Raw genomic sequence first — 23848 nt, 5'->3', positions numbered from 1 at the left:
CCGCGCCGAAAGGCGGCTTGCTTGTGCCCCGTGCTCCTCCACGGGGCGGGGAGGTCAGAAACGGACGGTGGCGCCCTTCAGCCAGCCGGAGCAGACAACGCCGGTGACGTGCTGGCCGGTGGGACTGGTGGCCTCGAACTTGGTCGCGAAGTCGTCGCTGTCGGAGCAGCCGAAGAAGGCGTGTCCGTGTGTCTGGATGTCGGTGAAGCCCTGGGCTTCGAGGGCCTTCCTTGCGTCGCTGCTGCTGGAGCAGGCGGACAGTGCGGCGAGGACGAGGAACACGGCGAGCAACTGCTTCATAGGAAATTCCTTGCCGGCCGAGCCGGCGCGTGTGTGGACGGTTAGGAAGCAAGCGGGGCGGTAAGCACCCAGGCAAGCCAGAGGAGGAACCCTGCGGCGCCGGTGACCGCACAAGCGCACGTAGTCAGCGCCCCAAAGTCGGCAAGACGTGCGTTCACAGCGGGCATCCGTGCGATGCCATGGCGCACGCCGTGACGATCAGCGAAGGCGAAGACACGGCCGCCAGCGCGACCCACACGCTGCATGGGCGAGACATCCACCAGGCGATCAGGCGGCGCATCACCAGTTCCCCACGGGAGCGAACAGGGCGAAGAGCGCGAGGCCGACGATCAGCAGCACGGTGATGCCGCGAGGGCTCTCGACGATGCGCTGCAGGTTCGGTGTGGACGACTGGGCGTGCTGGTGCGCTTCGGCTGCCCGCAGATCCCGGTCACCTTCGGACTTGAGCGTGGCGTAGCGCAGGGCCTGCCGCTGGCGGACGGTGAGGGCGCTCATGCGGCACCCCCGACGCGGGCGAGGGCGGTCCTGAGGGCTTCGTCAGCTTCGGCACGCGCTTCGCGTTCCGATCCATGGCCGACGTTCGACCATGCCGCACCACTTGGATGCTGGACGTACCAGCTGCGGTTGACGTAATCGACGCGGAGACTGGCCGCCTCGATCAGATCGGCCACGGCGGCGAGCGCCGACTCCGCGTCCTCGATGTCGAGCCGGTAATCTTCCGACGACCGCGCCTCGCGGTTCAGGCGTTTGTACGTCGCGACGGCGTACGCCATAACGGCCAGCACATCCACCCTCTGCGTCTCGGTGTTCATGCCGCGGCCTGCTGGGCGAGGCCCTGGTAGTGCGTGACGGTCTGCTCGCGCGCCGCATCGATCAGGGCGTTATGGGCCCTGCACAGCGTGCGGTAGGCGTCCTTCGTATGGAGCGCGGCTTCGCCGGGAGCCGAGAGATCCGACTCGATGTCTGCGATCAGGTTGTTGACGATGTTGACCAGTTCGCCCGCCCGGTCGGCGAGCGTCTGGCAGTTCGGCTTGCGCTGGTTGGTGCCCATGGTCCTCTCCCGTGCCGGTTGTTCGGCATGGGAGAGAGTCTAGTTCTCTGAACTATCACCAGTCAAGAGAAATGAACTTATTCAGTACAGAGCACTGAACGCTGTTCAGGATTGGTTTAGCTATGGCACGTCTCAGCCTGAATGCTGGCGCGCAATCGCTCGTGGAGCACGCCAATCAGCCGACGACTTTCCTGCTCTTGCATGCCGCCGGTTACCCAGGGAACGAAGGAAGCGCGGAGCGTGTAGGTGCCATTGCCGTCGGGCTGGCGCGTCACTCGGCCCTCGAACCGGCCAGCGTCTGATGGGGGATACGTCTCGAGCAGGGAAGGGGTCGCGAGGCGAATGCGCATCCCACTCAACTCCTCAACCGAGCTTGTCGCTATCGCCCAGGCGGCTTCGCATTCTGTGGCGCAACCGCATTTTGGTAGCGCTGGCGTTGTCACCGGCGGACCCATTTTGAACTTGGGGACGACAAGCCTGGGAGCGTCGATCGCGACTTGCCCGCTCATGGCGGCGAAGGATACTGCTATTACGGCCTTAAACATCGACACGATCATTCTTCCCGGCAGCGCTCGCCGGTGACCTCGACCACCTGAGCGTCATACTGGCCAACCGTACCGGTGCTGCGGGTTTTGTAGCCTCGAACGCAGTGGGCCTGATCCGGCTGGGTCAGGGTGGAGACCTTCAGGTCGGGCCGAGCCCGGATAGGGCCGCATCCCGAGAGGGCAGCCATTGCGGCCGCCACGAAAATCCATGTGTAACGCATTCCATTCCCCTGTTGTTGAGCGCCCCCATGATACGAAAAAGCCCGCCGGAGCGGGCTCTTCTACTTCATTCGCCGAATTTTATCGACGCAAGGAAGGCATCCCAACTACGCTGAAATCCCTCAGCGCTATCGGGGGGTGACACGCCCATAAGAATGTGCTTTGCGGCCTCAACCATCATGTTGGTCGGCATAGTCAACACTAGGTTTGGCGTCACCTTGGTTCCGGTTGGGCCTTGATAAGCGAAGGTGGCCTTACTGATGAATGGCCCTATGCCCAAGTGCACCAAGGAGTCGGTATATACAGCCGCGGCAGCATCGACATCCGCGGCAGTGACCTCAGGAGGCTTTGGCGCATTCTTTATGGAAGGCGATCCCTCGGCTGGTCTCTTCTTCATGCTCATGTTTCATCCATCCCGATTTCTTCATCGTAGCCAGCAGCGTAGAGTTGGTGCTCTGACAGGGACTCACTCTCTCGCGCCAACGTGGAAAAGCTCGCAAGCTTCACGATAAGTGCAACGTCGAAAGCCGCAGCGACCTTCATAAGCATCCGTAGAGAATGGGACCCGTAATCCGGATCTTCCAGTCTACATATTGCGTTCTGCCGTGTGCCGACACGATCAGCCAGCTCCTTCTGGCTCCATCCTCGCCGCTTCCTGTTCACCTGTATTTGGAACGCAACACCCTGTTCGACGGCTGCCTCGGCGTAGCATGCTCTGTACTCGCGATCTCTCCACTCTTCCTTTGACTTAAGCAGCTCCGCGGCGCTAGGCGCTGGCTTCGTCGTTCTGGAGGATATGTGACTGTTGAATCTCGAGTTGACCCATTGGGTACGGGTCGCAACCGCCTCTCTAGATAAGTCGTTTTTTTGGCTTGAAACACTGGGTTGCATAGCGATCGAAGTCGTCACGAATCCGATCACGATGCTCTCCGGCACGACTTTTTGCGTCACTGGGATGGTAGACATTGTCCTTCTCAAATGCTGTGTTCGTCATGACGAACGCGCTCGTTGCTACCTGAGCGAACCCGAAGACACGCCACTGCTTTCTCGCCTCATCTTGAAAATGTATCACATAAATGTGATCGCCGATTGAACACGCGACCGGCCGCTGCCAGTAGTGGAAAGGGAGTTGACGGAGCTGATCTCGTTTCCGGTCGAAGTTCGCACGGGCCTTAACACTAAGATCGCCCTTAACCCATTGATCTATAACGTCTATGTTTCTGTGATCGAGGCGACAATGCCACCGCCACGGTGGCTCCGGACCGTTCTCGTCGGGATGTGAATCGACGACCTCAGGCGACTCGGCCGCCGTGGCTTTCCCTTTCCTCGATTTCGACACCCCGTTTCCCCCTGTAAAGATTCGTCTCAGTCTTCCCAGCTGCCGATCCACCGGACCCGACCGTGGATGGCGAACTGCCTTGTTTCGTCGACCGCGACGGGCTTACGCCACTTCGGGTCGTCCTTGTTGTCGCTGGCGATGAACCACCGCCCGCCGAGATCCACCAGGCGCTTGGCCATGAGCACGCCTTCGTAGCTGATCACATAGATCTTTTCGTCCCGGGGCTCGATATCTGAAGTATCGAAGAGGATGGCGTCCCCGTTCTTGATGGTGGGGGACATGGAATCGCCCTTGCCATAGAGGACAGCCAGCCGATCGGCGCGCAGATGCTTCCGGCGAAGGCTTTCGGCCCGGAACTTCAGCTTGTGGGTCTCGGCATAGTCGTCGACCACGGCGCCTTCGCCCAGGGCGGCGGCCTGGCGCACCCCGACGATGTCGGACCAGCCCTCCTCGGCCACGGCGTCGACGTCCTCGGGGGATCCCTTGCCCCATACCAGCCAATCGCGGCTGACGTTGAGGTAGCCGGCTACCTTGTTCACGGTCTCGGCGCGCACCTTCTCCGGCTTCGTAAGGTCGTTGAGGATGTTGTAAACGGCGCCTTTCGACAGGCGGCAGGCCGCGATCACGTCGGGCGCGGTGCGCTGGCGTAGTTCCAGTGCTTCTTGAAGTCGGGTCCCCATGCTCATAAGCGGAACGATAGGGACGAAGCGGTTCAGAGCGCTTGACTCGACAAAGTTCATAGCTCTAGACTCGCGCCTCATGGAACTGACCAAAGCCGCTGTCCGATCCGCCCTTGGGTTCACCAAGGACATCCAGCTTGCCGCCTGGTTTGGCGTGGGCAAGGCCGCCGTCTCGAACTGGGCCGAGGACGAACCGCTGCCCGAGGGTAGGCAGTGGCAGGCGCGGGCACAGAGGCCGGACCTGTTTCCGTCGGATGAACCAGGGCGACACCGACCCTCGGCCGCCTCGGCAGGGGCGACGGCCGAAGCAGCTGAAGCTGTTCTGACGGGGAGGGCGGGCTGACGTGTTCGCCATGGCCCTGTCTCTCCTGACCTTCGCCGCACCTATCGCCTGGACGGTGCTCAAGGCGACATCCCCCAATCGAACCGCGAGGCATCCATGAGCCTGATCCTTTCCCTGGTCGCGCTCGCGATCACCGTCGCCAACTTCGCGTGGCTGGCGCGTTTGAACAGTCGATCGACGCGCATCGGCAAGCTCCACGTCAAGGTGGACGCGGCGGAATTCGGAAAGCGCGTGGCGGAAGTTTCGCGCCGTGCTATCGATGAAGGTCGGCTGGCTGCCGACCTCATCGGTGACCTGTCCAACCGGATAGCTACTGCGCAGCGGGTGGAACGCGATTCTGAAAAATCCGGCTCACCTCGTCCCGGATCTCCTCCATGCGCGAATTGACCAGTTCCAGCGCGCTTACTCGCGCCGGCGCCGGAATCTTTCGGGCCTCGGTTTCGTACAGCGTCTGCTCCAAGTCGATCAACGTGTCCATGTGCTGCCGGAACCGATCCGCATCGGGAAGGTGCCGGATGACCCCCGTCAGTAATAGCTCCAACGCGCGAAAGCGCGCGTCCTTGGTGAAGTCGGGCGTGTAGGTCAGCCCCGCAGGACTCTTTTCCATGGGTTCTCCTTCGTGTGTGGATGGTGGTGTCGCAGCTCGATTCTGCCACGAAGGGAAACCCGCCCAATTCGTTCGCCGTGATGTTCATGGCGCAAGTGTCGCAACCAGTGAGATTCACCACCATGACGAAGCGTCTTCACGAAACCCAGGTCGAGTTGGTTCGCCGGATCGCGCGCGAGGCGCAGGCCGAACGGCAGCTGGTCGTCACGGCGTTCGCCGACGCGTTCGTCATGCTGGCGCACACGATGGCCGCCGCGGCGTTCGACGAGTCGAATCTGCGGATTCCGCATCCGACCGACGGTGCGCAGTACGAGAAGGACAGGGCGCACAACCGCCAGATCGTCGATCGCTGGCTCAGCGGCAAGGTGAGCGAGTTCCCGGTGGAGTTCGTCGAGCCCTGGGTGATGGCGCTGCCGGACGCATCCCGCGAGCGTGCGCTGCTGGCGCTGTTCGATCGCTATGACCGCCTGCCGGCGAAGAAGGCGGATCCGGAAGAGGGCCTGTCGTGCTTCAGCGCGATGCTCGGCCGGGTGGCGGCCGTGACCGATGCCATGGCGCCCATCGTGGCCGACGGTCGGGTGGACGAACGTGACCAGCCGCACCTGAAGCCCGCGCTCGAGGCGGTATCGCACTTGATGGCCAGCCTCGCCGGTATCCAGGCCCAGCTTGCGGGCGCGCTGCCCGACGAGGTGCCGCCGAACGTTGTCTCGATGAGGAGCGCCGGCTAATGCAGGTCCAGTACACGCACGCCGAATGGAAGCTGTGGTTCGCCACACTCCGCGCTCTGCGGGGATTCGCCCCATGAGCCAACCGTCCCGGATGTGCTGGTGCGACGACATGGCGTGCCGGTTCACCGACCCGAGCATCCCATGCCCGTCGCCGCGACCGGCCTGGGCCGAAGAGAACGGCTACTACCGGCTGGCGCTGGACTCGACGGACAAGTGGCACGGCCGCCTGTTCACCTGCTCGCCGCTGCTGAGCCCGCCGCGATGACGCCTGGCCCGCGCCGTCCCGACCGCCTGCTCGCGCACCTGCGCGAATGCGTGGATGTCGCCGAGCGCGTGGCCACCCCTGAGCAGCACGTCGCTGCCGAAATGCACCTCGCCTCGCTGGCGCCATCGCCGCAAGGCTCGTTGTTCAACCCGCAGCACGCTAACTCGGGAGTAGCTGCCCGAGGACAGCCGGATCCGGCCGGTTGCGTGTCTGCACTTACCCGGAAACCGGAGTAGGCATGCGCGACTACGCGAAAGTGGGACCCAAGTTCTGGATCGGCGACACCGGCAAGGCACTGCGCAAGGCGGGTCCTGATGTGCTGGTGGTGGCGATGTACCTGATGACGTGCCCGTCGGCGAACATGCTGGGGCTCTATTACCTCCCCTTGCCGACCCTTGCTCACGAGACCGGAATCCCCTTTGAAGGGGCTTTAAAGGCCCTTCAAAGGTGCTGCGAAGTGGGTTTTTGCAGCTATGACGAGGACGCCGAGGTGGTCTGGGTGCACCAGATGGCGCGCTTCCAGGTGGCCGACTCGCTCAAGGCTGGTGACAACCGTTGCAAAGGCATCCAGGCCGACTACGACGCGCTGCCCGCAAACCGCTTTCTGACGCCGTTTTTCTGCCTTTACGTAGACGCTTTCCACCTCACCTCGTGCCGTGGAGAGGGGAGGGCAAACGAAGCCCCTTCGAAGCCCCTTCGAAGCCAAGAACAGGAACAGGAGCAAGAACAGGAGCAGGATAAAGAGCAGCAAGGTGCATCGTCTGGCGACGACGCACCGAACCGTTCCGATCCGATTCCATACTCGCAGATCGTCCGCGGCTACAACTCGGCCATGGTAAACCTCCCGAAGGTTCGGGAACTGACGCCCGCTCGCAAGTCCGCCATCCGCACCGCCTGGCACGGCAGCAAGGGCCGACAGTCGCTGGCGTTCTGGACCGCGTTCTGGGCTGAGTGCGCCGCAACGAAGTTCCTCAACGGCGCCGGTCCTTACACCGGTGAGCACGCGAACTGGCGCCCCGACTTCGATTACCTGATCCGCAGTAAGACCGTGACGAAGGTCTACGAGAAGGCCATGGATCGCATGGAGCGGGCGCAGCGCGGCGACGGCGAGGCGGCTGCGGCATGAGCGCGATCCTCCCCGAAATCGCTGTCTTGGGCTGCTGCATGGCCGAGCCGAAGGCCTACTGGCAGATCGCCGCCTCGCTGGCGCCAGAGGACTTCACGCACGCCGCCCGCGCCGCGCTGTTCGCCGAGATCGCCGCCCGCGCGAAGGCTGGCCAGCTATTCGACGCGGTGACCATCGGCACCGACCGGCCGGAACTCAATGACCTCGCCATGGATGCCATGCTCGCCGAGGGCTGGCGCGTCAGCAACGTTGCCGGCTACGCCGAGCGCGTCGCTGCACAGTCGCTCGTTCGTCGGCTGCGCCAGGCCGGCGCCCGCATTGCGAACCTCGACGACGAGGACCCCTACGGCCAGGCGCAGAAGATCCTCGCCGCGTGCGCGCCGCGCAACCAGGGCACAGTCCGCCACATCCGCGAGTTCGCCAAGGAAGCCGTCGCCGACCTCCAGTCGCGCTACGAGGCTACCGAGGAACTGACAGGACTTCCCACGGGCATTCCGGAATTGGACGAGGTGACTGGCGGCTTCCAGGCGCCCGACCTCGTCGTGATCGCCGCCCGACCGTCGGTAGGCAAGACGGCCATGTTGCTGCAGGTGGTCCGTTCCATCGCGACGGCGGGGAAGGCGACGGCAGTCTTCTCGCTTGAAATGAGCGGCAAGCAGCTGACCGACCGCCTGACGTCCGCCGTGGGCGTGATCGACGGCACGCTGCTGCGACGCCCGAAGGCGATGGACGAGTCTGACTGGGGCAGGTGGGCCCGAGCATGCGAAGCGATCAGCGGCATGCCCATCTACATCGACGACACCGCGGGCGTCTCGGTGGAAGCCATCTGCGCCAGGACGCGGCAGCTGAAGGCGCAACTCGACGAAACCGACACGCCGCTGGGCGCCATCGCGATCGACTACCTGCAGCTGATTAAGAAGGGCAAGGCCGAGAACACGACCACGGCGATCGGCGATATAACCGCGGCCCTGAAGAACCTGGCGAAGGAACTGAATATCGTCGTGATCCTGCTCTCGCAGCTAAACCGCGAGGCCGAGGGCAAGGAGCCGAACATGTCACACCTGCGCGACTCCGGCTCCATCGAGCAGGACGCCGACGTCATCCTGTTCCTGTGGCGGCCAAAGCCGAAGTTCTTCACGTTCATCGAGTTGATCGTCGGCAAGCAGCGTAACGGTGTGACGATCAAGCTGGCCCTGCAGGCCGACTACAAGTACATGACCTTCCACGTCACGGACAAAATCCCGGTCGGCGTGTCCAGCGACGCCGTGACGCGCGCAGACGCTGCCTGGGGCGCCGCGATGGGCGAGGACTTCTGATGGCCGCCGCCGCGCCCGTGTCGCTGAAGGCCGATGATCTGCTGGCGCGGGTGGCGCCCGACCGTGCCGATAAGCGCGCGGAGCACGACGCCGCCAAGGCGCAACGCCGCGCCGAGTACCGCAAGCGGTTCCCGCTCGTGGCCTCGATGCTGGACACGTTCCGCGAGTCCGACGCGCGCAATCCCGGTGAGTCCCTCGGCGCCCGCCCGGTCTTCGCCCGGAACGATGCTGGCGAGGCGTGGGGTGCGGAGCGGGACGTCGGCGGCATGGTCATCGACGGCGAGAAGCTGGCGCACCTTCCCGAATTCGAGGCGAGCTGGCGCCGGTTCTACGCAAAGCAACCTGACGACCGTAAGGCCTACAACGAGCGCGCCCAGCGCGGAATCAAGCCACACATGCGAGGCATCGAGGAATGAGCTGTATCCGCAACCCCCGCCGCCAGGTCAGCGCCATGCGCACCTACCTGGGCAACTTCAACCATGTCGGTGGCGAGTACCTGGTGAAGAAGGTGAAAGCCGCGGTCGGCGACCATGGCCGTATAGCCCTGTTCGCCGGCGCTAACGGCGAGGTGGCCGCGTACTCCTGGCGCCACGTCGACTACGACCGGCACTGCCGCGTCCATGGGAACGAGCTGGTGGGCATCTACCAGGCCAAGCGCGAGGGTGAGCGTCTCACCGTGGCCGACCTGCAGGAGATCGAGCAGGACCTCGTCTGCCACATCGCGGGGCTGCGCGGGAGGAAGGCCGCATGAAGCGCATCGACCTGGAAAGTGCGAAGAAGATGGCCACCGAGGCCGCGAAGACGTCTTCGTCCTGGGCATACCAGCACAACTATGCGAGCGGAATGCGGACGATATCCGTTCGAGAGCCGACCTCGCATACGCTCAATCTGACCAGCCTCCACTCATGGGATTTCGCGAAGATAGCCGGATGCAGCGGGGCGGTTGCCCTGTCCAGGCTTCGAAAGCTGGCCGCAGCAGGCTTCCTCACCGAGGAACGCCGCTACAGCACGGCTTGCTGTTTCAGGCTTTCCGATGATGCCGCAACCCAGATCGGCCGAGAGATCATCGCTGAGTTGCAGGCCGAGGGCGTCCCCTTCGAGGACGACTGGCGCGCGGGTGCAGCCTCGCAGAAGGTCCCTGCATGAAGCGCACCCCTCTCATCCGGAAGACACCCCTCCAGGCTCGCCGCGGTTTCGCAGCGACTGCGGTCATCCGCGAGGCGAAGAAGCGCTTAACGGCGGCCTTCGACGAGTCGGGCAAGGCCCTGACGGCATATCCCCGTAAGACCTTAACGGCCAAGCCGAAGCCCAAGCCGACGAAGGCGGAGCGGGAGCGCTGGGCCGCGGCTCGCGTGCGGGGGTGCGTAGCGTGCTACCTCAATGAGACGGAACGGTTCTGCTGCCGTGCCAGCTACGGCCAGAGCCTCGAGATCCACCACCTGCTCAGCGGCGGTCGCCGGCGTGGCCATCGGTTCACGGTGTGCCTCTGCGAGCATCATCACCAGGCAGCGCGCTTGATCTTCGCGGACCTTGGTTACCAGGATCACGCTGTGATGTATGGACCCAGCTTCGGGCGGGAGCCGCGCCGCTTCCGCGAGGTCTACCGGGACGACGACGCCCTGCTGGCGCTGCAGGACTGGATGATTGAGAACCTGCCCGCGCGCTTCCCGGAGGCAGCATGACGAGCGCGCGGGCGTTGCCGCTGCCCACCGAGCACGAGGAGCAGGCGACCCTGGTGGAATGGGCGGAGGTCGCCGCCGCCAAGCTACCGGAATTGCATCTCCTGTTCGCCATTCCCAACGGTGCTGCGCTGGCTTCGAAGAACACGGGATCAGGCCGCCGCAGCCGGTTCTCTCGTCAGGGCGCGAAGCTGCGCGCGGAGGGTATGAAGTCGGGCGTGCCTGACCTTTGCCTGCCTGTGGCTCGTGGCCAGTACCACGGGCTCTTCATTGAGATGAAGCGCACCAAAGGCGGCATGCTCTCGCCTGAGCAGAAGGAGTGGCTGCACCGCCTTGCCGACCAGGGTTATTGCGCCATTCGCTGCAATGGCTGGTGGGAAGCACGTACGGCAATCCTTCAGTACCTGACCAGGGAAGTCCTGATCGAAGGTGCGCCCGCATGACCATCCATTTCGCGACCCGGGCATCGTTAAGGCTTAACGCCGTGCGCTCACTGATCGATGCGTCGCACGAGGCGGGACAAGCGTACGTCGAAATGGCGAAGGCATGCGAGCGCGCGGCACGGGAGCTGAACAAGGCCGCAGGCGATTTCCGCCGTGCGGCAAGACAGCAGAAGAAGACCGGCGTTGCTGGCGCCACAAACGACACGAAGAACTGAGCAGGGGAAACACCATGCACGCAGCCGAACTGATGGCCCGCCTCAACCCGTCCACGGTCCGATACGACATCGGGCGCGGTGGTATCCCCGAACTGACGCCGCAGGACATCGCCGCGGCGATAGGCATGGTTCCCGCCGGTCTGCCGCGCGAGCTCATGTGCCGGTTGTGGTGGCCCGCTGGCGCAGCGCTCACCGCCTCGCAACTCGATCGGGCTCTGATGGACCTCCTCCTGAAGGAGTGGACCGAGCGAGAGCTGGCGATGTACAAGGCGCTCGGCGCCGTCGCAGGAGCCGTTTCACCAGGCGAGCGTGCTTCGGCGCAGCGGCAATATGCGGAAGCGCATGCCCGTCGCTGGCCGAAGTGGATCGAAAGGCTGGAGCCCGTGACGATCACGGAGACGTACAAGCACCTGCGCGAGGCGGTGCTCACGGAGATCGCCGAGCCTCGGCGCTGCTCGTGCTGTGGTGGATCCGGCGAGGTTCGCGCGCGTGCGGGTGTAGCCCCGTGCGACCGATGCCTGGGGCAGGGGACGACGAAGCAGGGTCCGACATGGCGCGCGGCGGCGCTGGGGATGAAAGAGGTGTCGTACAAGCAGACCTGGCATGAGCCGTACGAATGGCTGCTTGCCGCGGTGACCGACATGGCGAGCGGCGCCGCCGACGAACTGAGGAGGAAGCTACATCGCGACGAGAAATGAAGGTTTCGGACCTCTATTTTGCTTTGTACAATGCCTCTGCCGCTACATGCGACCACACGAAAAGCTCAGCCAACGCGCTGGGCTTTTTGCGTTTCAGCGGGGCTAGCTCAACTGGCAGAGTGCAACCCTTCCAAGGTTGGAGGTGCCGGTTCGAATCCGGCGTCCCGCTCCAGTTTCACCATGACCAGGTCCGCTACATGCACCTATCCGCCACGGCGTGAGCCGCTGCGGTGCTTCCGATGATGGCTTTCCTCCCCTGGAGCCTGCTGGCAGCAACGCCGGCCGCGGATCGCTGAGCCTGGTCACCTATTCGGCGCCGCGCTGGCACCTTGGAGGCAATGCGATGCCGAGGATCACCGCAAACGAGGCTGGTGGTCAGAACGTGCTCGCGTTCCTCGACATGTTGTCGACCGCCGAAGGAACGTTCGGCATCGGCGATGACGGATACAACGTCAACGTGGGCGGCGACCTATTCGTCGGCTACGAGAACCACCCGCGCATCGCCATCCGAACCCATTGGGGATGGAGCGACGCGGCGGGGCGGTACCAGATCATGGCAGCGATTCCGGGCCGGATCCGCACGGACACGTGGGACTGGGCGAGCCGGGCCGCTGGAGCGAAGGACTTCTCTCCGCTGAGCCAGGATCGGGTGGCGATCTACCTGATAGCGCGCGCCCGGGCAGTGGACGACATCAAGGCGGGCCACCTCGATGTGGCGATCGCCAAGTGCGCGCCGGTATGGGCGAGCCTGCCGGGCTCTCCCTACGGGCAGCACACGCAACTCATTTCTCATTTGCAGGCCGCCTTCGAGGCCGCCGGTGGCACGGTGGCCTGACGAGTGGATGACCTGATGGATATCAAGCGTAGCGACGATGGAAGTCTGCATTTCAAGCTGGGCCCGGTGGAGCGCATCGGCCTGGGCGCGAGCTTCGCGCTGCTGACATTCCTCATCGGCTACGTGTTTCACTCGTTCGACAGCCGCTTGGAGGCGCAGGACAAGACCATGCAGACGGTGGTGACCGCGCAGGCGGTGACCAATGCCCAGCTGCAGACCTTGTCACAGCAGCTCTCAGACGTGCCCGGGCTCACGCGGAAGATGGCCGAACTTGACGTCCGAACCGAGCGAAACACCCAGGACATCCACGAACTCCAGTCCGTGAGGCACCTCAAGTGAAACTTGTCGACGATGCCCGGAATTGGTGGAAGTGGCACAGCACGTACGTGTTCGCCGCGCTCGCCATCCTGCCCGAGGTATGGCTGAACTCGCCCGAGCTGCAGGCGCTCCTGCCGGTGTGGCTCGTGGCCAAGATAGCTCCCTTCATCGGTGGCCTGGGCTTCTTCCTGCGCATCCGTGCCCAGGGCCGAAAGATCGATCCGCCGCGGCCGATACTTCCGCGCGACGAGAGGTTGCCGCCCGCATGAGCAGGTTCTACGCCCCGGCCCTGGCCATCCTGCTCGTGGTGATCGCCGTGGGTAGCACCTGGTGGTACGTGGACAGCCTCCAGGCTGACGTGGCCGCCGCCCGGAGGGATCTCGCGACCGCCCAGTCAGCGACCAGCAGCTGCGCCACCGCGCTTACCCTCGCCAATGACGCCACGGCCAAGGCCGAACAGAAGGCCGCGCTCATGCAGAGCCAGGCTCAGACCCTGATCGATTCGGCCGCCAGCGATAAGGCCAAGAACAACGCCGACGGCGCTGCGTTCGCCGAGAAGGTCACCCACAGCGCCAAGGCACCGGACTGCCAGGCCGTACTGGAGGCTCAGCTATGCCCCGCGCTCTCTGGGTACTGATCGCTCTCCTGCCGCTGCTTTCCGGTTGCCCCGAGGCGGTGAAGCCCGTTCCGGTCCCGCAGGTGGTCCGCGTGCAGGTGCCGGTCTACGTGCCCGTCCCGCCCGAGTTGACCAAGGACTGCCCGATCGCCGAGGCCACCTCCCTCATGGTCGAGGAGGCTGTAAGGGTCGCCAATGCACGGAAGGTGGCACTCAAGAACTGCAATGCCGATAAGGCGGCCATCCGGGCGTTGGCTGTTCCTCCGGCCCAGTAAATGGCTGTCGAGATTTCTCTGCGTTCGAACCTCAAGCAGGTGACGAAGCAGCTTTCCGCGCTTGCGTACAAGCAGGTTGATTTCGCAGCGTCGCAGGCGATCAACGACTTGGCCCGGCAAGTGGCCGCAGCTGAAAAGGAAAACATCAAGGCGACCTTCGAGAAGCCGAAACCCTTCACAGTGAATGCGGTTGGCGTGAGGGGTGCGACGAAGCGCACACTGACGGCGACGGTTTTCATGCGGCCGGTCGCCGCGAAATACCTCGCGCCGTACGAGCAGGGTGGAGTGCATAAACTGCCAGGCCGGGCGCTGCTGAACCCGAAGAACATCCGGCTCGACCAATACGGCCAGCTGACGCGATCGACGTTGCAGCGCCTCAAGGCGCGCCGCGACGTGTTCATCGGGCCAGTGAATACGAAGCATGGTCCGGTGAACGGTGTGTGGCAGAGGACCAAGGCAGCGCGTGGACAGCCGGCAGGGCTAAAGCTGCTCATCCGCTTCGGCGATGCACTGCCGGTGAAGAAGCGGCTGGGATGGGTCTCCACCGCGAAGGGCATTCTCGAGCGGGGGTGGCACGGCGCGTTCGAGCGGGCGATGGCCCGCGCCCTCGCGACGGCCCGGTGAAGCCCTGGGGTGGGCATACCCCCCCCTATCGCGGGTCCTTCCTACGCGCTCGTGCATCGTGGGCATTGCGCGCCGCGATGAGTCACCGGCTCTAGGCCCCAAAAGTTGTCCGCAGGATTGTCCGCACCCATGGCCGAGCTGATCACCGTCCGCGAGTTCGCCAGGCGTGAACAGTGCGACGAGAAGCAAGTGCGTCGCGGGATCGAAAAAGGCTTGCTGGTCAAGGACTCGGCCGGCCTTCTCGACGCTTCTCAGGTGGGCGGCCCTTGGCGAAAAACGAACCGGCGAGGTCGCGACTCGGCAGCGGCGAAGGCTGCGGACACTTCGAAAAATGTCCGCACCGATGTCCGCACCCCTGATGTCCGCACCTCGCTGACCGTCGAGGACGGCGAAACGATCGACGAAGCGGCCATGCGCATCGCGCTGGCCACGGCGCCGTTCCCCCGGGCTGAGGCGGAGCGGATCAAAGAAAACTTCCTCGCGCTCCTCAAGAAGCTCGAGTTCGAACAGAAGGAGGGAAGCCTCGTCGAGATGGACGTGGCGGTGCGAGTGCTCTTCGATGCCTCACGCGCCGCACGGGACTCCTGGCTGAACTGGCCTTCCCGGGTCGGTCCGCTGGTGGCCGCCGACCTCGGCCTTGAGGCCGATCGCGTCACCGAGGTCCTGACAGGGTATGTCCACCAGCACATCGCCCAGCTCGGCGAGCCCTCCGCAGACTTCACTGGACAAGGCTGAGCGCCTCGCCCAGGCGTACCGGCGTGGTTACACGCCGCCGCCGCGCATCAGCGTTCCAGAATGGGCTGATACGTTTCGCCGTCTGGCGAAGGAATCGGGCAGCACGTCGGGAAACTGGCGCACGTCGACGGTCGAGGTAGGGCGCGGCCCGATGCTCGCCGTCACCGAGCCCGGGGTCCATGTCATCACGGTCGAGGTCAGCACGCAGCTGCTGAAGACGGCCCTGTTAGAGAACGTGTTCGGGTATTTCGCGCACCTGGACCCGTGCCCGATGCTTCTCCTTCAGCCGAAGGAGGACGCCGCCGAGCAGTTTTCGAAGGAGCGCATCGCCCCTCTGATCCGCGTCACCCCGGTGTTGCGGGAGACGATGGGCAGTGGGAAGGCGAGGAACATCGAGGAGACTCTCCTCTACAAGCCATTCCCGGGTGGCTTCCTGGCCATGGCGGGCGCAGGCAGCCCGGACAATCTGGCACGCCGCCCCATCCGTGTGCTGCTCGCTGACGAGGTCGACAAGTACCCGGTCACCCGCGAGGGTGACCCGATTACGCTCGCTGAGGAGCGCACCGCCAGCTTCGGCGCGAACTGGCTGTCTGTCCGCGCCTGTTCGCCGACGGTGGAAGACGAGAGCCGGATCGCGGCCAGCTACGAGGATTCGGACCAGCGCCGCGCATCGGTGCCATGCCCGCACTGCGGGCACCGGCAGTTTCTCGATTTCTTCAAGCACGTTGAGTGGGACAAGGACGGTACGACCCACAACACGAAGACCGCGCGGATCTTCTGCGAGGCCTGCGGCTGCATGTGGTCCGAGGGCGAGCGCCTTCGTGCACTGCAGTCCATTCGATGGCACCAGACGAAGCCGTTCACGTGTTGCGGCCAGCGTCATGTGCCATTGGACGAGTACGAACAGGCCTGGAAGGCCGACGAGAACAGCGCGGTCGAGCGTATCTGGCGCTGGTGGTCATCCGACCGCTTCGCGGTGTACCGGTGTATCTGCCGCGACTGCGGATTGATGCCGGTCGACAATGAGCATGCTGGCTTTCAGGCCAGCAAGCTCTACAGCCCCTGGTCGAAGGACAAGCCCTCGGACATCGCCCGAAAGTGGGTGCTGGCCAAGGACGACGAAGAGAAAAAGCAGGCGTTCTGGAATACCCAGCTGGGCCTGCCATACCGGCGCCACTCGGGTCGCGAGATCCAGATCGAGGCGCTTGCAGCCCGAGCCGAAATTTGGGCGGGAGACGTGCCCGAGAAGGGCGCCGTCGTAACCGCCGGCGTCGACGTGCAGGACTGGCGCGTCGAAATCGAGATCGTGGTGTGGGGTCGGAACGAGGAGTCCTGGTCCATCGCCTACCACGTGATCGATGGCGAGTTCAGTGACCCGAAGGTTCAGACGCAACTGGACATGTACCTCTCCCGTCTCTGGCACCGCGCCGACGGCCGTGGATTCGAGGTCATGGGTGCCTGTATCGACTCGGGCGGTCACCACACGCAGGACGTTTACAACTTCTGCAAGGCGAGGATTGGCCGGCGGATCTGGGCGATCAAGGGCGAATCCGCGCGCAGCGGCAAGCGGTCGCCGGTATGGCCCACGGCGCGCCCGTCGAGCCGAAACAAGAAGTCGTATCGGCCGGTCATCATCGGCGTGAATGCAGCGAAGGACACGATCGCGAGCCGCCTGGGTCGGACGGAGCCGGGACCGGGCTACATGCATTTCCCGACAGACCGCGACATCAACTACTACGCCCAGCTCACGGCCGAACGGTCGGTACTGGTGACGAAGGGTGGACAGCGGTACCGCGTATGGGAACCCCGTCCCGGCCGTGCTAACGAGGCGCTCGACTGCCGCGTCTACGCCTATGCCGCTCTATGCGGGCTGCTCCACATGGGGCTGAAACTCAATCGGCGCGCCGATGAAGTAGCGATGACGGCAGGTCCGCCGGTGGCACTTCCGTCCGACGTCCCGGGCGGCGAGCCGCAGGAGCCTGCCGTACCGACTCCGCCGCCAAGATCGAAAACCGGGCCATCGGTCTCCAAGCCGGCGGCCGCCACGAAGAAAAACCTATCGTCGCGTCTCGCTTGACGGGTCGCGCGGAGAACCGCATGCGCTGTGTACCCTTCAATCCCGCGTCGAGTCTCCTCTCGGGGATGCCGACGGACACCCTGCGCAAGAACTTGGCCGATGCACAGCAGGCCTACGTCGATCTGTCCACGGGTGCGAAGGGCGAGAGCTACAGCTACACGCAGGGCGACGGCGCCAAATCCGTCACCTATACCCGGGGAAACCTCGCTCAGCTCGCGGCCTTGATCCAGACGCTGCAGGCGCAGCTTGGCATCGTCACGCGTCCTCGTAACCCGATTCGGCCACTCTACCGCAGATGACTGCCCGCTCCGACAACGCGCCGGTGATCCTCGACGCTCGGGGCGAACCGATCACGCCGAACCGTGCGCGTGCCCTCGCTCCCGGGGGAAATGCGCCGTACGACGCCGCGGACAACTACGGCGCCCATGTGGCCGCCTGGCAGCCATACCTGTACTCGCCGGATGGCGAGCTCAACATGTATCGCGACCGCATCGTCGCGCGCGTGCGCGACCTGGTGCGGAACGATGGATGGGCGTCGGGTGCGGTTACCCGCATCCTCGACAACGCGATCGGCGGCCACTACAGGCCGTTGTTCCGTCCCGATTACCGCGCCCTCGCGGCGTACACGGGAAAGTCGACCTTCGACGCGCAGTGGGCGCACGAATTCGGCCGCGTCGCCGAAGCCCACTATCGCAGCTGGGCGTTCGACCCGAACCACTACTGCGACGCCCAGCGGAACCTGACGTTCCCACAGATGATGCGGCTGGCGTTCCGCCATAAGCTCGTCGACGGGGATGGTCTCGCCCAGATGGTGTGGTTGCCCGACCGCATCGGCCTCGGCCGCGCGCGGTACGCAACCGCGGTCCAGATCCTCGACCCGGATCGCCTCTCGAACCCGCAGTTGCGATTCGACAGCGCGGACTCGCGCGGAGGCGTCCAGATCGACCGTTACGGCGCGGCCCACGCGTACTGGATCCGCAAGGCGCACCAAGGCGACTGGTGGGCGGCCGCCGACAGCGTGACGTGGGAATCGATCCCGCGCGAGACCGATTGGGGCCGGCCGATCATCGTGCACGACTTCGACCACGACCGGGCAGGCCAGCACCGCGGAGGTGCCGGCATTTTCACGCCGATCCTTCAGCGGATGCGCATGCTCGCGAAAATGGACTCGACGGAGTTGGACGCGGCCGTCATCAATTCGATGTTCGGCGCCTATCTCGAGAGCCCGTTCGACCCGCAGCTCGTCGAGCAGGCCATCGGCGACAGCGTGGAGATGTCCGCCTACCAGACGGCCCGCAGTGACTTCCACGCGGACCGACGCACCATGCTCGGCGATGTGAAGGTGCCGATCCTGTTCCCGGGCGAGAAGATCAACACGGTCAAGGCCGAGCGTCCGAACTCCAACTTCGCCCAGTTCGAAAAGGTGTTCCTTCGGAATTTCTCCGCCGCGACCGGCCTCTCGTCGCAGCAGTTCAGCCAGGACTGGTCGGACACGAATTACAGCTCCGCTCGCGGTGCGCTCCTGGAAGCGTTCAAGACACTCAAGCGCCGGCAGGCGGATTTCAGCACCGGCTTCGCTCAGCCCGTCGTCGGGTGCTGGCTCGAGGAATCCATGGACGTGGATGACTACCCCATGCCGGCTGGCGCTCCGCCCTTCGCCGAATGTCGCGCGATGTACAGCCGAGCGGAATGGATGGGTCCGGCTCGCGGCTGGATCGACCCAGTCGCCGAAAAGCAGGGCTCCGTCCTCGGTATGGATGCTGGCCTGTCGACGCTCCAGTTGGAGTGCATGGAGCAGGGCCTCGACTACGAGGAGGTGCTCGAGCAGCGCGCCCGTGAGATCGAGAAGTTCGAGGAACTCGGCATCCCCGTCCCGACCTGGGCCGGTATGCAGGTTCCCGGCTACACGCCGGCGAGCCAGACCATTTCCAAGCCGGAGCCGACCTGATGCAGTTCGCCCACCTGGCGCAGCGCCTGTTCAACCGCCCGCTGGCCATTCATCGCGACAAGGCCGAGGTCATCATGGCCGCGCTCGCCGAGCGTCTCGGCGTAACGCGCATGGTGAACGTCGATGGCGCGGCGATCCGCCCCAACGCATCGTTCTACGACGAGGACGATGGGTACCAGTACCGGGATCGTGACAACGGCTACGACCTGGTCGGTAACGTCGCGGTGATTCCCGTGCACGGCACGCTCGTGCAGAAGCTTGGAACCCTGCGCCCCTGGTCGGGGATGACCGGTTACGACGGCATCCGGCAGGCCTTCATGACCGCGATGAACGACGAGGACGTGAAGGCGGTCGTGCTGGATGTCGACTCGCCAGGCGGCGAGGTCGCGGGCTGCTTCGACCTGGTCGACACGATCTACGGCGCCCGCGGCGACAAGCCGATCTATTCGATCCTGACGGAGAGTGCCTACTCCGCGGGATATGCGATCGCGAGTTCCGCCAACAAGATTTATGTGCCGCGCACGGGCGGGACCGGATCCATCGGCGTCATCTGCATGCACGTCGATTTCTCGAAAGCGCTCACGAGCGCCGGCATCGAGGTGACGTTCATCCACTACGGCGATCGAAAGGCCGACGGGCACTCCGAAATCCCGCTGTCCAAGGAAGCGTTCGACCGCTTCCAGGCGGACATCAACACCATGGGCGAGTTGTTCGTCGAAACCGTCGCCCGGAACCGGAATATCGCGGCCCGCCAGGTGCGCGATACCCAAGCCGTGACCTACCTGGGCGCCGACGGCGTCACCAAGGGACTCGCGGACGCTGTCGCGGCGCCTGATGCCGCTTTTCGGGCGCTCATTGCCGAGCTGGCCTAAACCACTGGAGACACCACACATGAGCATGCGCACCAAGCTCGCCGCCCCCTTCGCGCACCTTCTCGGCCTCGGCGCGAGCGCGGAGGAAGATGAGGACAAGACCAAGAAGGGTCGCCGCGCCGAAGACGGCGGTGACGACGACGATAAGGACAAGGATGGCAAAGCCCGCCGTGCCGAGGATGACAAGGAGAAGGACGGCGACGAAAAGGAAGGCCGCGCCGAGGGCGACGACGACAAGGAAAAGGACGACGACAAGTCCGGCCGCCGGGCGAAGTCCCGTGCGGAAGACGACGAGGACATGGACGACGACGAGGACGACGAGGAAGAGATGCGCGGCAACAGTGCCGCCGCGAAGTCCCGTCGCCGCGAGCGTGCCCGGTGCGCCGCGATCTTCGGCTGCAAGGCGGCCGGGGCTCGCCCCGACGTGGCCGCCACGCTCGCCTTCAGCACCACGATGTCGCGCCGCGAGGCCATCGCCGTGCTCACCTCCACGGCCACGTCCACCGAGCCGCGCCGTCGCGGCTTGGATGAGCGGATGGCATCGCTCAGGACGCCCGCCGCAGGCGTGGACGGTGGTGCCTCGGCACCGGCCGGCATGACCCCGGTCGCAGCCGCCATCGTGGCTGCCGGCGAAAAGGCTCGCGGCAAGTAATCGCCGTCCACTCACACGAACCAGGAGCAACCCATGACGCTCACGCCCTCCATCATCGGCGACAACGTCCAGCAGCCCGGTATCCAGGCGCAGGTCTACATCCCCGACCAGCTGATCGCGGACGCACGCAACCTCGTGTCGCAGCCGATCATCCTCGGTGCCGGCAACCTCAAGCGCGGTACCGTGCTCGGCCAGCAGACCGCCGTGCCGGTGACGGCTGCCGCGGCCCCCGGCAACACTGGTAACGGAACGATCGGCTCCCTTGGTGTCGGATCCGCGCCCAGGACCGGTCGTTACACCGCCACGGCGACGGCCGCGACGACGTTCGCGGTTGTCGATCCCGAAGGCGCATCGCTCGGCAATGCGACGGTCGGCACCGCCTTCACCAGCACCGGGGTCGGTTTCACGATCACGGCAGGCGGCACGGCCTTCGTCGCCGGCGATGCGTTCTACATCGACGTGGAAGACGCCGTCGGCGTGTACATCCAGTCGGTGCGCACCGCGAGCGATGGCAGCCAGAACCCGGTGGCGATTCTCGCGGACGATGCCGATGCCTCGGCAGGACCTGTCACTGCCGGTGCGTACCTCGCGGGCGAGTTCAACGCTGCTGCTGTGATCCGCGATGCCAGCTGGACGTTGCCGCAGGTCACCAGCGCCGCGCGTGCCTACGGCATCTTCCTCAAGAGCTCGGTGTCGGCGGCCCCGCCGTCCAACAACAGCGCCCCATAACCCAAGCCAACCAGCAGGCTCAATGAAAGGCCCCGCAATGCGGGGCCTTTTCTTTTGGGCCGCCACCGACGCCCCACACGGAGAGGCCCGATGAGCGCCACGACCACGTTTCCCTTCAGCACCACCGACCTGATCCAGGTCGTTCCCACGCTGAAGCGTTCCCAGAAGTTCCTGCTGGACCGCTTCTTTCCCAACATCAAGGTCAGCGACACCGAGTTCGTCGCGATCGATATCGACGTCGGTCTGCGCCGTATGTCGCCGTTTGTCAGCCCGCTCGTGCAGGGCAAGCTCGTCGAGCAGCGCCGGTACCAGACGAACCTGTACAAGCCGGCGTACATCAAGGACAAGCGCGCGCCAGACCTTCGCAAGCCGGTGATGCGCCAGATCGGCGAGCGCATTGGCGGCGGCGATCTTACGGGTGCCGAGCGCGAACAGGCGAACATCAACTTCGAGATGACGGACCAGATCGATATGCTCGATCGCCGCCTCGAATGGATGGCCGCCCAGGCGCTGCGCACTGGCACGGTTCTGATCGAAGGCGAGGGCTTCGAAAGCGAGCTCGTCGACTTCGGACGTGATGCGGCGCTCACTGTGGCGCTCACGGGTAACAACCAGTGGGGTGTCGCTGCGAACTTCGACGCCGATGGCCGCGACCCGGTGCCGCCCCGCAGCGTCGAAAAGTGGCAGCACGACATCCTGCGGCTCTCCGGTGCGCAGGTCGAAGACATCGTGTTCACGACCACCCCGTGGTTGCACTTCCTCAACGCCCGAGGCGTCCAGGGGGCCATCTACTTCCCGAAGCAGGGCGAGGGTGGGAATTCCATCAACCCGGGCGCGACGATCGCTCCGGGCGCCGTCTACAAGGGCCGCTGGGGCAACTACAACCTCTGGGTCTACAACGACTGGTACATCGACGAGAATGGTGTCGAGCAGCCGATGATCCCGGACGGCACTGTGATCATGTCCGGACCGCAGCTCATGGGCACGCGCGCGTTCGGCCAGATCATGGATCCGGCCTTCAACTATGCCTCGCTGCCATACGCGCCGAAGACATGGGTCGAGAATGACCCGGCCCAGCGTATCCTGCTGATGCAGAGCTCGCCCATCGTTATCCCGAGCCGCGTGAACGCCTCGTTCGCCGGCACGGTCTGCGCCCCGCAGGTGTTCTGATGGCACGCCCGTCGAACAACCAGCAGAGCGCCTCGCCGACCACTGGCGGGGCGCTGGAATCCACCGACCGCTCGAAAGAGCAACTGGTCGGTACGGGCGGTGGCGAGGGGGCGAACGCGGAGAAGGAGGCCGAGTCCGGCGCTCTCCAGCAGGCGGCGACCCCGAATGGCGAAGGCGCTGTCCAGGGCGACCTGAACGCCGAAGGCGAGGGTGCGACGAATGAGGATGGCGCCGAGGGTGAACCGCAGCCGCCGCCTGTCGTGTCTCGCCACCACGATCGTGGTGTGATCAGCGCTGTGGTGGCCAAGGGTCGCACCGTCCAGGACGTGGACGGCGTCAACCGCAAGGCGGGGCAATCTGTACGTGTCCCTGTCGCGGACCACGAACGCCTTCTCGACCTCGGCTTCCTGGCGAAGCCCGAGCGGCAGATCGTCGTGCCCTCGCCGAAGAAAGGGCCTTCGATCACCCGAGGCAGCTGATGCCCATCGACTGGGACAAGCACGTTCTCGCGCCGCTGGCCCAGGTGTTCGCCGAACCTGCGGAGTACATCCCGCAGGTCGGTGACCCTTATCCCATCACCGGCGTCTTCGACAGCGCCTACAAGGACGTGGACCTCATCGACCCGCAGGTCGATGCGACTTCGACGAAGCCGGTAATTGGCGTCCGCCGGTCCATCTTCCAGGCAGAACCCGTGCAGGGCGATCGCGTGCGCATCCCAAGCGCTGCAACGCTGTTCCTGGTCCGCGAGGTGCGTGATGACGGCCATGGATCGGTGAAGCTCATGCTGGCGGACACGGGACTGCCATGACCGACACCGCACAGCTGCGCGACATCATGGTTGCGGCGCTCAAGGGCGCAACCGATGTGGGCGATAACGTCTTTCCGATTCGCGACTGGGCCACGTGGTCCGGAACCTACCCGCTTGCGTACTTCGAAGCGTTCGAAGAGGACAAGGAGTCCCTGGGCCGGCAGGGCGGGCAGCAGTTTACGGTCACGGCGACGCTGCCCCTCATGGTTCGTATCGAGCGCCCGGCGGCCGCGAACAACGTCGGTACCGAAAGCACACAGTCCGCACTGGAACAGATCAAGGGACAGATCGAGCGTGCGCTCATCAACTACCCGCCGCTTCAGCAGCTGATCCAGCACATGCCGTTTATCCGCAGCAAGATCGAAGTGGACGGCGAGGGTGCGAAGAACCTCGGCGAACTGTCGATGCAGATCGGCCTCGAGTTTTACCAGGGGCCGGAGGATTTCTACCCCATTCCCACGGTGCCGCTGGAGCGCCTCACCGTCGACGCGGACCTGCGCAACGTGTTCGACACGACGGGCACCTATCCCGACCCGCCGTTTCCCGGCTCGGTCACTCCCGCGCCACGCTCGGAGGGGCCTGACGGCCGCGCCGAGGGTGGCCTCGACATCACCTTCCCCTCGTAGGAGCGACGC

General features: G+C 64.8%; 40 protein-coding genes and 1 tRNA gene. 32 read left to right on the top strand and 9 right to left on the bottom strand.

Features of this window, described 5'->3' with window-relative positions:
* Positions 1-54: 54 nt before the first annotated feature.
* From HBF32_RS08100 to HBF32_RS08085, 4 genes are all read right to left on the bottom strand, one after another.
* The gene (locus tag HBF32_RS08100; RefSeq protein ID WP_193570341.1) at positions 55-300 is read right to left on the bottom strand and encodes a hypothetical protein; all 246 of its coding nucleotides are present in this window, start codon (positions 298-300) and stop codon (positions 55-57) included.
* A 279-nt stretch (positions 301-579) separates the two neighbouring features.
* Positions 580-795: a hypothetical protein gene (locus HBF32_RS08095; protein ID WP_166699168.1), complete on the bottom strand. Its 216-nt coding sequence runs from the start codon at positions 793-795 to the stop codon at positions 580-582.
* On the bottom strand, positions 792-1112 hold the full coding sequence (locus HBF32_RS08090; RefSeq protein ID WP_166699167.1) for a hypothetical protein: 321 nt from the start codon (positions 1110-1112) through the stop codon (positions 792-794). Before HBF32_RS08090 ends, HBF32_RS08095 begins: the two co-directional genes overlap by 4 nt.
* A complete protein-coding gene (locus HBF32_RS08085; RefSeq protein ID WP_166699166.1) occupies positions 1109-1351 on the bottom strand; it encodes a hypothetical protein in 243 nt (80 codons plus the stop codon). Before HBF32_RS08085 ends, HBF32_RS08090 begins: the two co-directional genes overlap by 4 nt.
* Before the next feature lie 122 nt (positions 1352-1473).
* Here HBF32_RS08085 and HBF32_RS08080 point away from each other — a divergent pair, with 122 nt between their 5' ends.
* Positions 1474-1653 (top strand): hypothetical protein, encoded by a 180-nt coding sequence (locus HBF32_RS08080; RefSeq protein ID WP_166699165.1) that lies wholly within the window; start codon positions 1474-1476, stop codon positions 1651-1653.
* Between the two features lie 251 nt (positions 1654-1904).
* Here HBF32_RS08080 and HBF32_RS08075 read toward each other — a convergent pair whose 3' ends face one another.
* The 3 genes from HBF32_RS08075 to HBF32_RS19710 all read right to left on the bottom strand — a co-directional run bounded on the left by HBF32_RS08075 (position 1905) and on the right by HBF32_RS19710 (position 3006).
* Positions 1905-2117: a hypothetical protein gene (locus HBF32_RS08075; protein WP_166699164.1), complete on the bottom strand. Its 213-nt coding sequence runs from the start codon at positions 2115-2117 to the stop codon at positions 1905-1907.
* Between the two features lie 65 nt (positions 2118-2182).
* The gene (locus HBF32_RS08070; protein ID WP_166699163.1) at positions 2183-2518 is read right to left on the bottom strand and encodes a hypothetical protein; all 336 of its coding nucleotides are present in this window, start codon (positions 2516-2518) and stop codon (positions 2183-2185) included.
* On the bottom strand, positions 2515-3006 hold the full coding sequence (locus tag HBF32_RS19710; RefSeq protein ID WP_425482234.1) for a helix-turn-helix transcriptional regulator: 492 nt from the start codon (positions 3004-3006) through the stop codon (positions 2515-2517). Before HBF32_RS19710 ends, HBF32_RS08070 begins: the two co-directional genes overlap by 4 nt.
* Between HBF32_RS19710 and HBF32_RS08060 the strand changes: the two genes are divergently transcribed.
* Positions 2921-3208: a hypothetical protein gene (locus HBF32_RS08060; protein ID WP_166697607.1), complete on the top strand. Its 288-nt coding sequence runs from the start codon at positions 2921-2923 to the stop codon at positions 3206-3208. The genes HBF32_RS19710 and HBF32_RS08060 overlap by 86 nt on opposite strands.
* Positions 3209-3480: 272 nt before the next feature.
* On the opposite strand, the gene HBF32_RS08055 is transcribed toward HBF32_RS08060, so the two are convergent.
* Positions 3481-4134, bottom strand: coding sequence for an XRE family transcriptional regulator (locus tag HBF32_RS08055; RefSeq protein ID WP_166699161.1), 654 nt, complete (start codon positions 4132-4134; stop codon positions 3481-3483).
* Here HBF32_RS08055 and HBF32_RS19705 point away from each other — a divergent pair.
* The gene (locus HBF32_RS19705; protein ID WP_425482189.1) at positions 4133-4477 is read left to right on the top strand and encodes a helix-turn-helix domain-containing protein; all 345 of its coding nucleotides are present in this window, start codon (positions 4133-4135) and stop codon (positions 4475-4477) included. The genes HBF32_RS08055 and HBF32_RS19705 overlap by 2 nt on opposite strands.
* 310 nt (positions 4478-4787) lie before the next feature.
* Here HBF32_RS19705 and HBF32_RS08045 read toward each other — a convergent pair whose 3' ends face one another.
* Complete coding sequence (locus tag HBF32_RS08045) at positions 4788-5084, bottom strand: hypothetical protein (protein WP_166699159.1); 297 nt, start codon at positions 5082-5084, stop codon at positions 4788-4790.
* 122 nt (positions 5085-5206) lie between these two features.
* Here HBF32_RS08045 and HBF32_RS08040 point away from each other — a divergent pair, with 122 nt between their 5' ends.
* The 29 genes from HBF32_RS08040 to HBF32_RS07900 all read left to right on the top strand — a co-directional run bounded on the left by HBF32_RS08040 (position 5207) and on the right by HBF32_RS07900 (position 23839).
* The gene (locus HBF32_RS08040) at positions 5207-5812 is read left to right on the top strand and encodes a hypothetical protein (protein ID WP_166699158.1); all 606 of its coding nucleotides are present in this window, start codon (positions 5207-5209) and stop codon (positions 5810-5812) included.
* 73 nt (positions 5813-5885) lie between these two features.
* Positions 5886-6077 carry a hypothetical protein gene (locus tag HBF32_RS08035; protein WP_166699157.1) on the top strand — a complete coding sequence of 64 codons (192 nt, stop codon included), beginning with the start codon at positions 5886-5888 and terminating at the stop codon, positions 6075-6077.
* Positions 6078-6315: 238 nt separating this feature from the next.
* Positions 6316-7203, top strand: coding sequence for a hypothetical protein (locus HBF32_RS08030; protein WP_166699156.1), 888 nt, complete (start codon positions 6316-6318; stop codon positions 7201-7203).
* On the top strand, positions 7200-8519 hold the full coding sequence (locus tag HBF32_RS08025; protein WP_166699155.1) for a replicative DNA helicase: 1320 nt from the start codon (positions 7200-7202) through the stop codon (positions 8517-8519). Before HBF32_RS08030 ends, HBF32_RS08025 begins: the two co-directional genes overlap by 4 nt.
* A complete protein-coding gene (locus HBF32_RS08020; protein ID WP_166699154.1) occupies positions 8519-8935 on the top strand; it encodes a hypothetical protein in 417 nt (138 codons plus the stop codon). The genes HBF32_RS08025 and HBF32_RS08020 overlap by 1 nt, the downstream gene beginning before the upstream one ends.
* Entirely contained in the window at positions 8932-9270 is a 339-nt protein-coding gene (locus tag HBF32_RS08015; protein ID WP_166699153.1) for a hypothetical protein, read from the top strand. Before HBF32_RS08020 ends, HBF32_RS08015 begins: the two co-directional genes overlap by 4 nt.
* Positions 9267-9665, top strand: a complete 399-nt coding sequence (locus HBF32_RS08010; protein ID WP_166699152.1) for a hypothetical protein — start codon at positions 9267-9269, stop codon at positions 9663-9665. Before HBF32_RS08015 ends, HBF32_RS08010 begins: the two co-directional genes overlap by 4 nt.
* Positions 9662-10201, top strand: a complete 540-nt coding sequence (locus HBF32_RS08005; RefSeq protein ID WP_166699151.1) for a Ref family recombination enhancement nuclease — start codon at positions 9662-9664, stop codon at positions 10199-10201. The genes HBF32_RS08010 and HBF32_RS08005 overlap by 4 nt, the downstream gene beginning before the upstream one ends.
* Complete coding sequence (locus tag HBF32_RS08000; RefSeq protein ID WP_166699150.1) at positions 10198-10641, top strand: VRR-NUC domain-containing protein; 444 nt, start codon at positions 10198-10200, stop codon at positions 10639-10641. Before HBF32_RS08005 ends, HBF32_RS08000 begins: the two co-directional genes overlap by 4 nt.
* Complete coding sequence (locus tag HBF32_RS07995) at positions 10638-10856, top strand: soluble NSF attachment family protein (RefSeq protein WP_166699149.1); 219 nt, start codon at positions 10638-10640, stop codon at positions 10854-10856. The genes HBF32_RS08000 and HBF32_RS07995 overlap by 4 nt, the downstream gene beginning before the upstream one ends.
* Before the next feature lie 14 nt (positions 10857-10870).
* The gene (locus HBF32_RS07990) at positions 10871-11554 is read left to right on the top strand and encodes a DnaJ-like cysteine-rich domain-containing protein (protein ID WP_166699148.1); all 684 of its coding nucleotides are present in this window, start codon (positions 10871-10873) and stop codon (positions 11552-11554) included.
* A gap of 96 nt (positions 11555-11650) precedes the next feature.
* Positions 11651-11726, top strand: a tRNA-Gly gene (locus HBF32_RS07985).
* Between the two features lie 171 nt (positions 11727-11897).
* Positions 11898-12389 carry a glycoside hydrolase family 24 protein gene (locus HBF32_RS07980; protein ID WP_166699147.1) on the top strand — a complete coding sequence of 164 codons (492 nt, stop codon included), beginning with the start codon at positions 11898-11900 and terminating at the stop codon, positions 12387-12389.
* A gap of 15 nt (positions 12390-12404) precedes the next feature.
* Complete coding sequence (locus tag HBF32_RS07975) at positions 12405-12728, top strand: hypothetical protein (RefSeq protein WP_166699146.1); 324 nt, start codon at positions 12405-12407, stop codon at positions 12726-12728.
* Positions 12725-12976, top strand: a complete 252-nt coding sequence (locus tag HBF32_RS07970; protein WP_166699145.1) for a DUF7940 domain-containing protein — start codon at positions 12725-12727, stop codon at positions 12974-12976. The genes HBF32_RS07975 and HBF32_RS07970 overlap by 4 nt, the downstream gene beginning before the upstream one ends.
* Complete coding sequence (locus tag HBF32_RS07965; protein ID WP_166699144.1) at positions 12973-13344, top strand: hypothetical protein; 372 nt, start codon at positions 12973-12975, stop codon at positions 13342-13344. Before HBF32_RS07970 ends, HBF32_RS07965 begins: the two co-directional genes overlap by 4 nt.
* Positions 13320-13598, top strand: a complete 279-nt coding sequence (gene lysC, locus HBF32_RS07960; RefSeq protein ID WP_166699143.1) for an Rz1-like lysis system protein LysC — start codon at positions 13320-13322, stop codon at positions 13596-13598. The genes HBF32_RS07965 and lysC overlap by 25 nt, the downstream gene beginning before the upstream one ends.
* Positions 13599-14222, top strand: a complete 624-nt coding sequence (locus tag HBF32_RS07955; RefSeq protein WP_166699142.1) for a hypothetical protein — start codon at positions 13599-13601, stop codon at positions 14220-14222. It begins immediately after the preceding gene.
* A gap of 129 nt (positions 14223-14351) precedes the next feature.
* Complete coding sequence (locus HBF32_RS07950) at positions 14352-14957, top strand: hypothetical protein (protein ID WP_166699141.1); 606 nt, start codon at positions 14352-14354, stop codon at positions 14955-14957.
* Positions 14896-17034, top strand: a complete 2139-nt coding sequence (locus HBF32_RS07945) for a phage terminase large subunit family protein (protein ID WP_166699140.1) — start codon at positions 14896-14898, stop codon at positions 17032-17034. The genes HBF32_RS07950 and HBF32_RS07945 overlap by 62 nt, the downstream gene beginning before the upstream one ends.
* A gap of 20 nt (positions 17035-17054) precedes the next feature.
* Complete coding sequence (gpW, locus tag HBF32_RS07940; protein ID WP_205287719.1) at positions 17055-17333, top strand: gpW family head-tail joining protein; 279 nt, start codon at positions 17055-17057, stop codon at positions 17331-17333.
* Complete coding sequence (locus HBF32_RS07935; RefSeq protein WP_166699139.1) at positions 17330-18982, top strand: phage portal protein; 1653 nt, start codon at positions 17330-17332, stop codon at positions 18980-18982. The genes gpW and HBF32_RS07935 overlap by 4 nt, the downstream gene beginning before the upstream one ends.
* Positions 18982-19854 carry a S49 family peptidase gene (locus HBF32_RS07930; RefSeq protein WP_166699138.1) on the top strand — a complete coding sequence of 291 codons (873 nt, stop codon included), beginning with the start codon at positions 18982-18984 and terminating at the stop codon, positions 19852-19854. The genes HBF32_RS07935 and HBF32_RS07930 overlap by 1 nt, the downstream gene beginning before the upstream one ends.
* Before the next feature lie 19 nt (positions 19855-19873).
* Positions 19874-20506, top strand: a complete 633-nt coding sequence (locus HBF32_RS07925; RefSeq protein WP_166699137.1) for a hypothetical protein — start codon at positions 19874-19876, stop codon at positions 20504-20506.
* 33 nt (positions 20507-20539) lie between these two features.
* Positions 20540-21235 carry a head decoration protein gene (locus HBF32_RS07920; RefSeq protein WP_166699136.1) on the top strand — a complete coding sequence of 232 codons (696 nt, stop codon included), beginning with the start codon at positions 20540-20542 and terminating at the stop codon, positions 21233-21235.
* Positions 21236-21325: 90 nt separating this feature from the next.
* A complete protein-coding gene (locus HBF32_RS07915) occupies positions 21326-22405 on the top strand; it encodes a major capsid protein (protein ID WP_166699135.1) in 1080 nt (359 codons plus the stop codon).
* On the top strand, positions 22405-22884 hold the full coding sequence (locus HBF32_RS07910; protein ID WP_166699134.1) for a hypothetical protein: 480 nt from the start codon (positions 22405-22407) through the stop codon (positions 22882-22884). Before HBF32_RS07915 ends, HBF32_RS07910 begins: the two co-directional genes overlap by 1 nt.
* The gene (locus tag HBF32_RS07905) at positions 22884-23213 is read left to right on the top strand and encodes a head-tail joining protein (protein WP_166699133.1); all 330 of its coding nucleotides are present in this window, start codon (positions 22884-22886) and stop codon (positions 23211-23213) included. Before HBF32_RS07910 ends, HBF32_RS07905 begins: the two co-directional genes overlap by 1 nt.
* Complete coding sequence (locus tag HBF32_RS07900; RefSeq protein ID WP_166699132.1) at positions 23210-23839, top strand: phage tail protein; 630 nt, start codon at positions 23210-23212, stop codon at positions 23837-23839. Before HBF32_RS07905 ends, HBF32_RS07900 begins: the two co-directional genes overlap by 4 nt.
* Positions 23840-23848: the final 9 nt, after the last annotated feature.

This window comes from Luteibacter yeojuensis (genome assembly GCF_011742875.1).
Taxonomy (GTDB): domain Bacteria; phylum Pseudomonadota; class Gammaproteobacteria; order Xanthomonadales; family Rhodanobacteraceae; genus Luteibacter; species Luteibacter yeojuensis.
The sequence above is the reverse complement of the archived record's forward strand: the minus strand, read 5'-3'. Positions and strand labels throughout refer to the sequence as shown.

Coding starts and splice junctions, on each gene's coding strand:
- HBF32_RS08030 (WP_166699156.1), top strand. CDS start 6,316: ATGCGCGACTACGCGAAAGTGGGACCCAAGTTCTGGATCGGCGACACC.
- HBF32_RS08010 (WP_166699152.1), top strand. CDS start 9,267: ATGAAGCGCATCGACCTGGAAAGTGCGAAGAAGATGGCCACCGAGGCC.
- HBF32_RS08015 (WP_166699153.1), top strand. CDS start 8,932: ATGAGCTGTATCCGCAACCCCCGCCGCCAGGTCAGCGCCATGCGCACC.
- HBF32_RS07950 (WP_166699141.1), top strand. CDS start 14,352: ATGGCCGAGCTGATCACCGTCCGCGAGTTCGCCAGGCGTGAACAGTGC.
- HBF32_RS07995 (WP_166699149.1), top strand. CDS start 10,638: ATGACCATCCATTTCGCGACCCGGGCATCGTTAAGGCTTAACGCCGTG.
- HBF32_RS08085 (WP_166699166.1), bottom strand. CDS start 1,351: ATGGGCACCAACCAGCGCAAGCCGAACTGCCAGACGCTCGCCGACCGG.
- HBF32_RS19705 (WP_425482189.1), top strand. CDS start 4,133: ATGCTCATAAGCGGAACGATAGGGACGAAGCGGTTCAGAGCGCTTGAC.
- HBF32_RS07925 (WP_166699137.1), top strand. CDS start 19,874: ATGAGCATGCGCACCAAGCTCGCCGCCCCCTTCGCGCACCTTCTCGGC.
- HBF32_RS07955 (WP_166699142.1), top strand. CDS start 13,599: ATGGCTGTCGAGATTTCTCTGCGTTCGAACCTCAAGCAGGTGACGAAG.
- HBF32_RS07990 (WP_166699148.1), top strand. CDS start 10,871: ATGCACGCAGCCGAACTGATGGCCCGCCTCAACCCGTCCACGGTCCGA.
- HBF32_RS07900 (WP_166699132.1), top strand. CDS start 23,210: ATGACCGACACCGCACAGCTGCGCGACATCATGGTTGCGGCGCTCAAG.
- HBF32_RS08080 (WP_166699165.1), top strand. CDS start 1,474: ATGGCACGTCTCAGCCTGAATGCTGGCGCGCAATCGCTCGTGGAGCAC.
- lysC (WP_166699143.1), top strand. CDS start 13,320: ATGCCCCGCGCTCTCTGGGTACTGATCGCTCTCCTGCCGCTGCTTTCC.
- HBF32_RS07920 (WP_166699136.1), top strand. CDS start 20,540: ATGACGCTCACGCCCTCCATCATCGGCGACAACGTCCAGCAGCCCGGT.
- HBF32_RS07935 (WP_166699139.1), top strand. CDS start 17,330: ATGACTGCCCGCTCCGACAACGCGCCGGTGATCCTCGACGCTCGGGGC.
- HBF32_RS08090 (WP_166699167.1), bottom strand. CDS start 1,112: ATGAACACCGAGACGCAGAGGGTGGATGTGCTGGCCGTTATGGCGTAC.
- HBF32_RS08035 (WP_166699157.1), top strand. CDS start 5,886: ATGAGCCAACCGTCCCGGATGTGCTGGTGCGACGACATGGCGTGCCGG.
- HBF32_RS19710 (WP_425482234.1), bottom strand. CDS start 3,006: ATGCAACCCAGTGTTTCAAGCCAAAAAAACGACTTATCTAGAGAGGCG.
- HBF32_RS08040 (WP_166699158.1), top strand. CDS start 5,207: ATGACGAAGCGTCTTCACGAAACCCAGGTCGAGTTGGTTCGCCGGATC.
- HBF32_RS08045 (WP_166699159.1), bottom strand. CDS start 5,084: ATGGAAAAGAGTCCTGCGGGGCTGACCTACACGCCCGACTTCACCAAG.
- gpW (WP_205287719.1), top strand. CDS start 17,055: ATGCGCTGTGTACCCTTCAATCCCGCGTCGAGTCTCCTCTCGGGGATG.
- HBF32_RS07945 (WP_166699140.1), top strand. CDS start 14,896: ATGTCCACCAGCACATCGCCCAGCTCGGCGAGCCCTCCGCAGACTTCA.
- HBF32_RS07975 (WP_166699146.1), top strand. CDS start 12,405: ATGGATATCAAGCGTAGCGACGATGGAAGTCTGCATTTCAAGCTGGGC.
- HBF32_RS08100 (WP_193570341.1), bottom strand. CDS start 300: ATGAAGCAGTTGCTCGCCGTGTTCCTCGTCCTCGCCGCACTGTCCGCC.
- HBF32_RS08025 (WP_166699155.1), top strand. CDS start 7,200: ATGAGCGCGATCCTCCCCGAAATCGCTGTCTTGGGCTGCTGCATGGCC.
- HBF32_RS07905 (WP_166699133.1), top strand. CDS start 22,884: ATGCCCATCGACTGGGACAAGCACGTTCTCGCGCCGCTGGCCCAGGTG.
- HBF32_RS07910 (WP_166699134.1), top strand. CDS start 22,405: ATGGCACGCCCGTCGAACAACCAGCAGAGCGCCTCGCCGACCACTGGC.
- HBF32_RS08075 (WP_166699164.1), bottom strand. CDS start 2,117: ATGCGTTACACATGGATTTTCGTGGCGGCCGCAATGGCTGCCCTCTCG.
- HBF32_RS08000 (WP_166699150.1), top strand. CDS start 10,198: ATGACGAGCGCGCGGGCGTTGCCGCTGCCCACCGAGCACGAGGAGCAG.
- HBF32_RS08055 (WP_166699161.1), bottom strand. CDS start 4,134: ATGGGGACCCGACTTCAAGAAGCACTGGAACTACGCCAGCGCACCGCG.
- HBF32_RS08005 (WP_166699151.1), top strand. CDS start 9,662: ATGAAGCGCACCCCTCTCATCCGGAAGACACCCCTCCAGGCTCGCCGC.
- HBF32_RS07930 (WP_166699138.1), top strand. CDS start 18,982: ATGCAGTTCGCCCACCTGGCGCAGCGCCTGTTCAACCGCCCGCTGGCC.
- HBF32_RS08095 (WP_166699168.1), bottom strand. CDS start 795: ATGAGCGCCCTCACCGTCCGCCAGCGGCAGGCCCTGCGCTACGCCACG.
- HBF32_RS08020 (WP_166699154.1), top strand. CDS start 8,519: ATGGCCGCCGCCGCGCCCGTGTCGCTGAAGGCCGATGATCTGCTGGCG.
- HBF32_RS07980 (WP_166699147.1), top strand. CDS start 11,898: ATGCCGAGGATCACCGCAAACGAGGCTGGTGGTCAGAACGTGCTCGCG.
- HBF32_RS07965 (WP_166699144.1), top strand. CDS start 12,973: ATGAGCAGGTTCTACGCCCCGGCCCTGGCCATCCTGCTCGTGGTGATC.
- HBF32_RS07915 (WP_166699135.1), top strand. CDS start 21,326: ATGAGCGCCACGACCACGTTTCCCTTCAGCACCACCGACCTGATCCAG.
- HBF32_RS08070 (WP_166699163.1), bottom strand. CDS start 2,518: ATGAGCATGAAGAAGAGACCAGCCGAGGGATCGCCTTCCATAAAGAAT.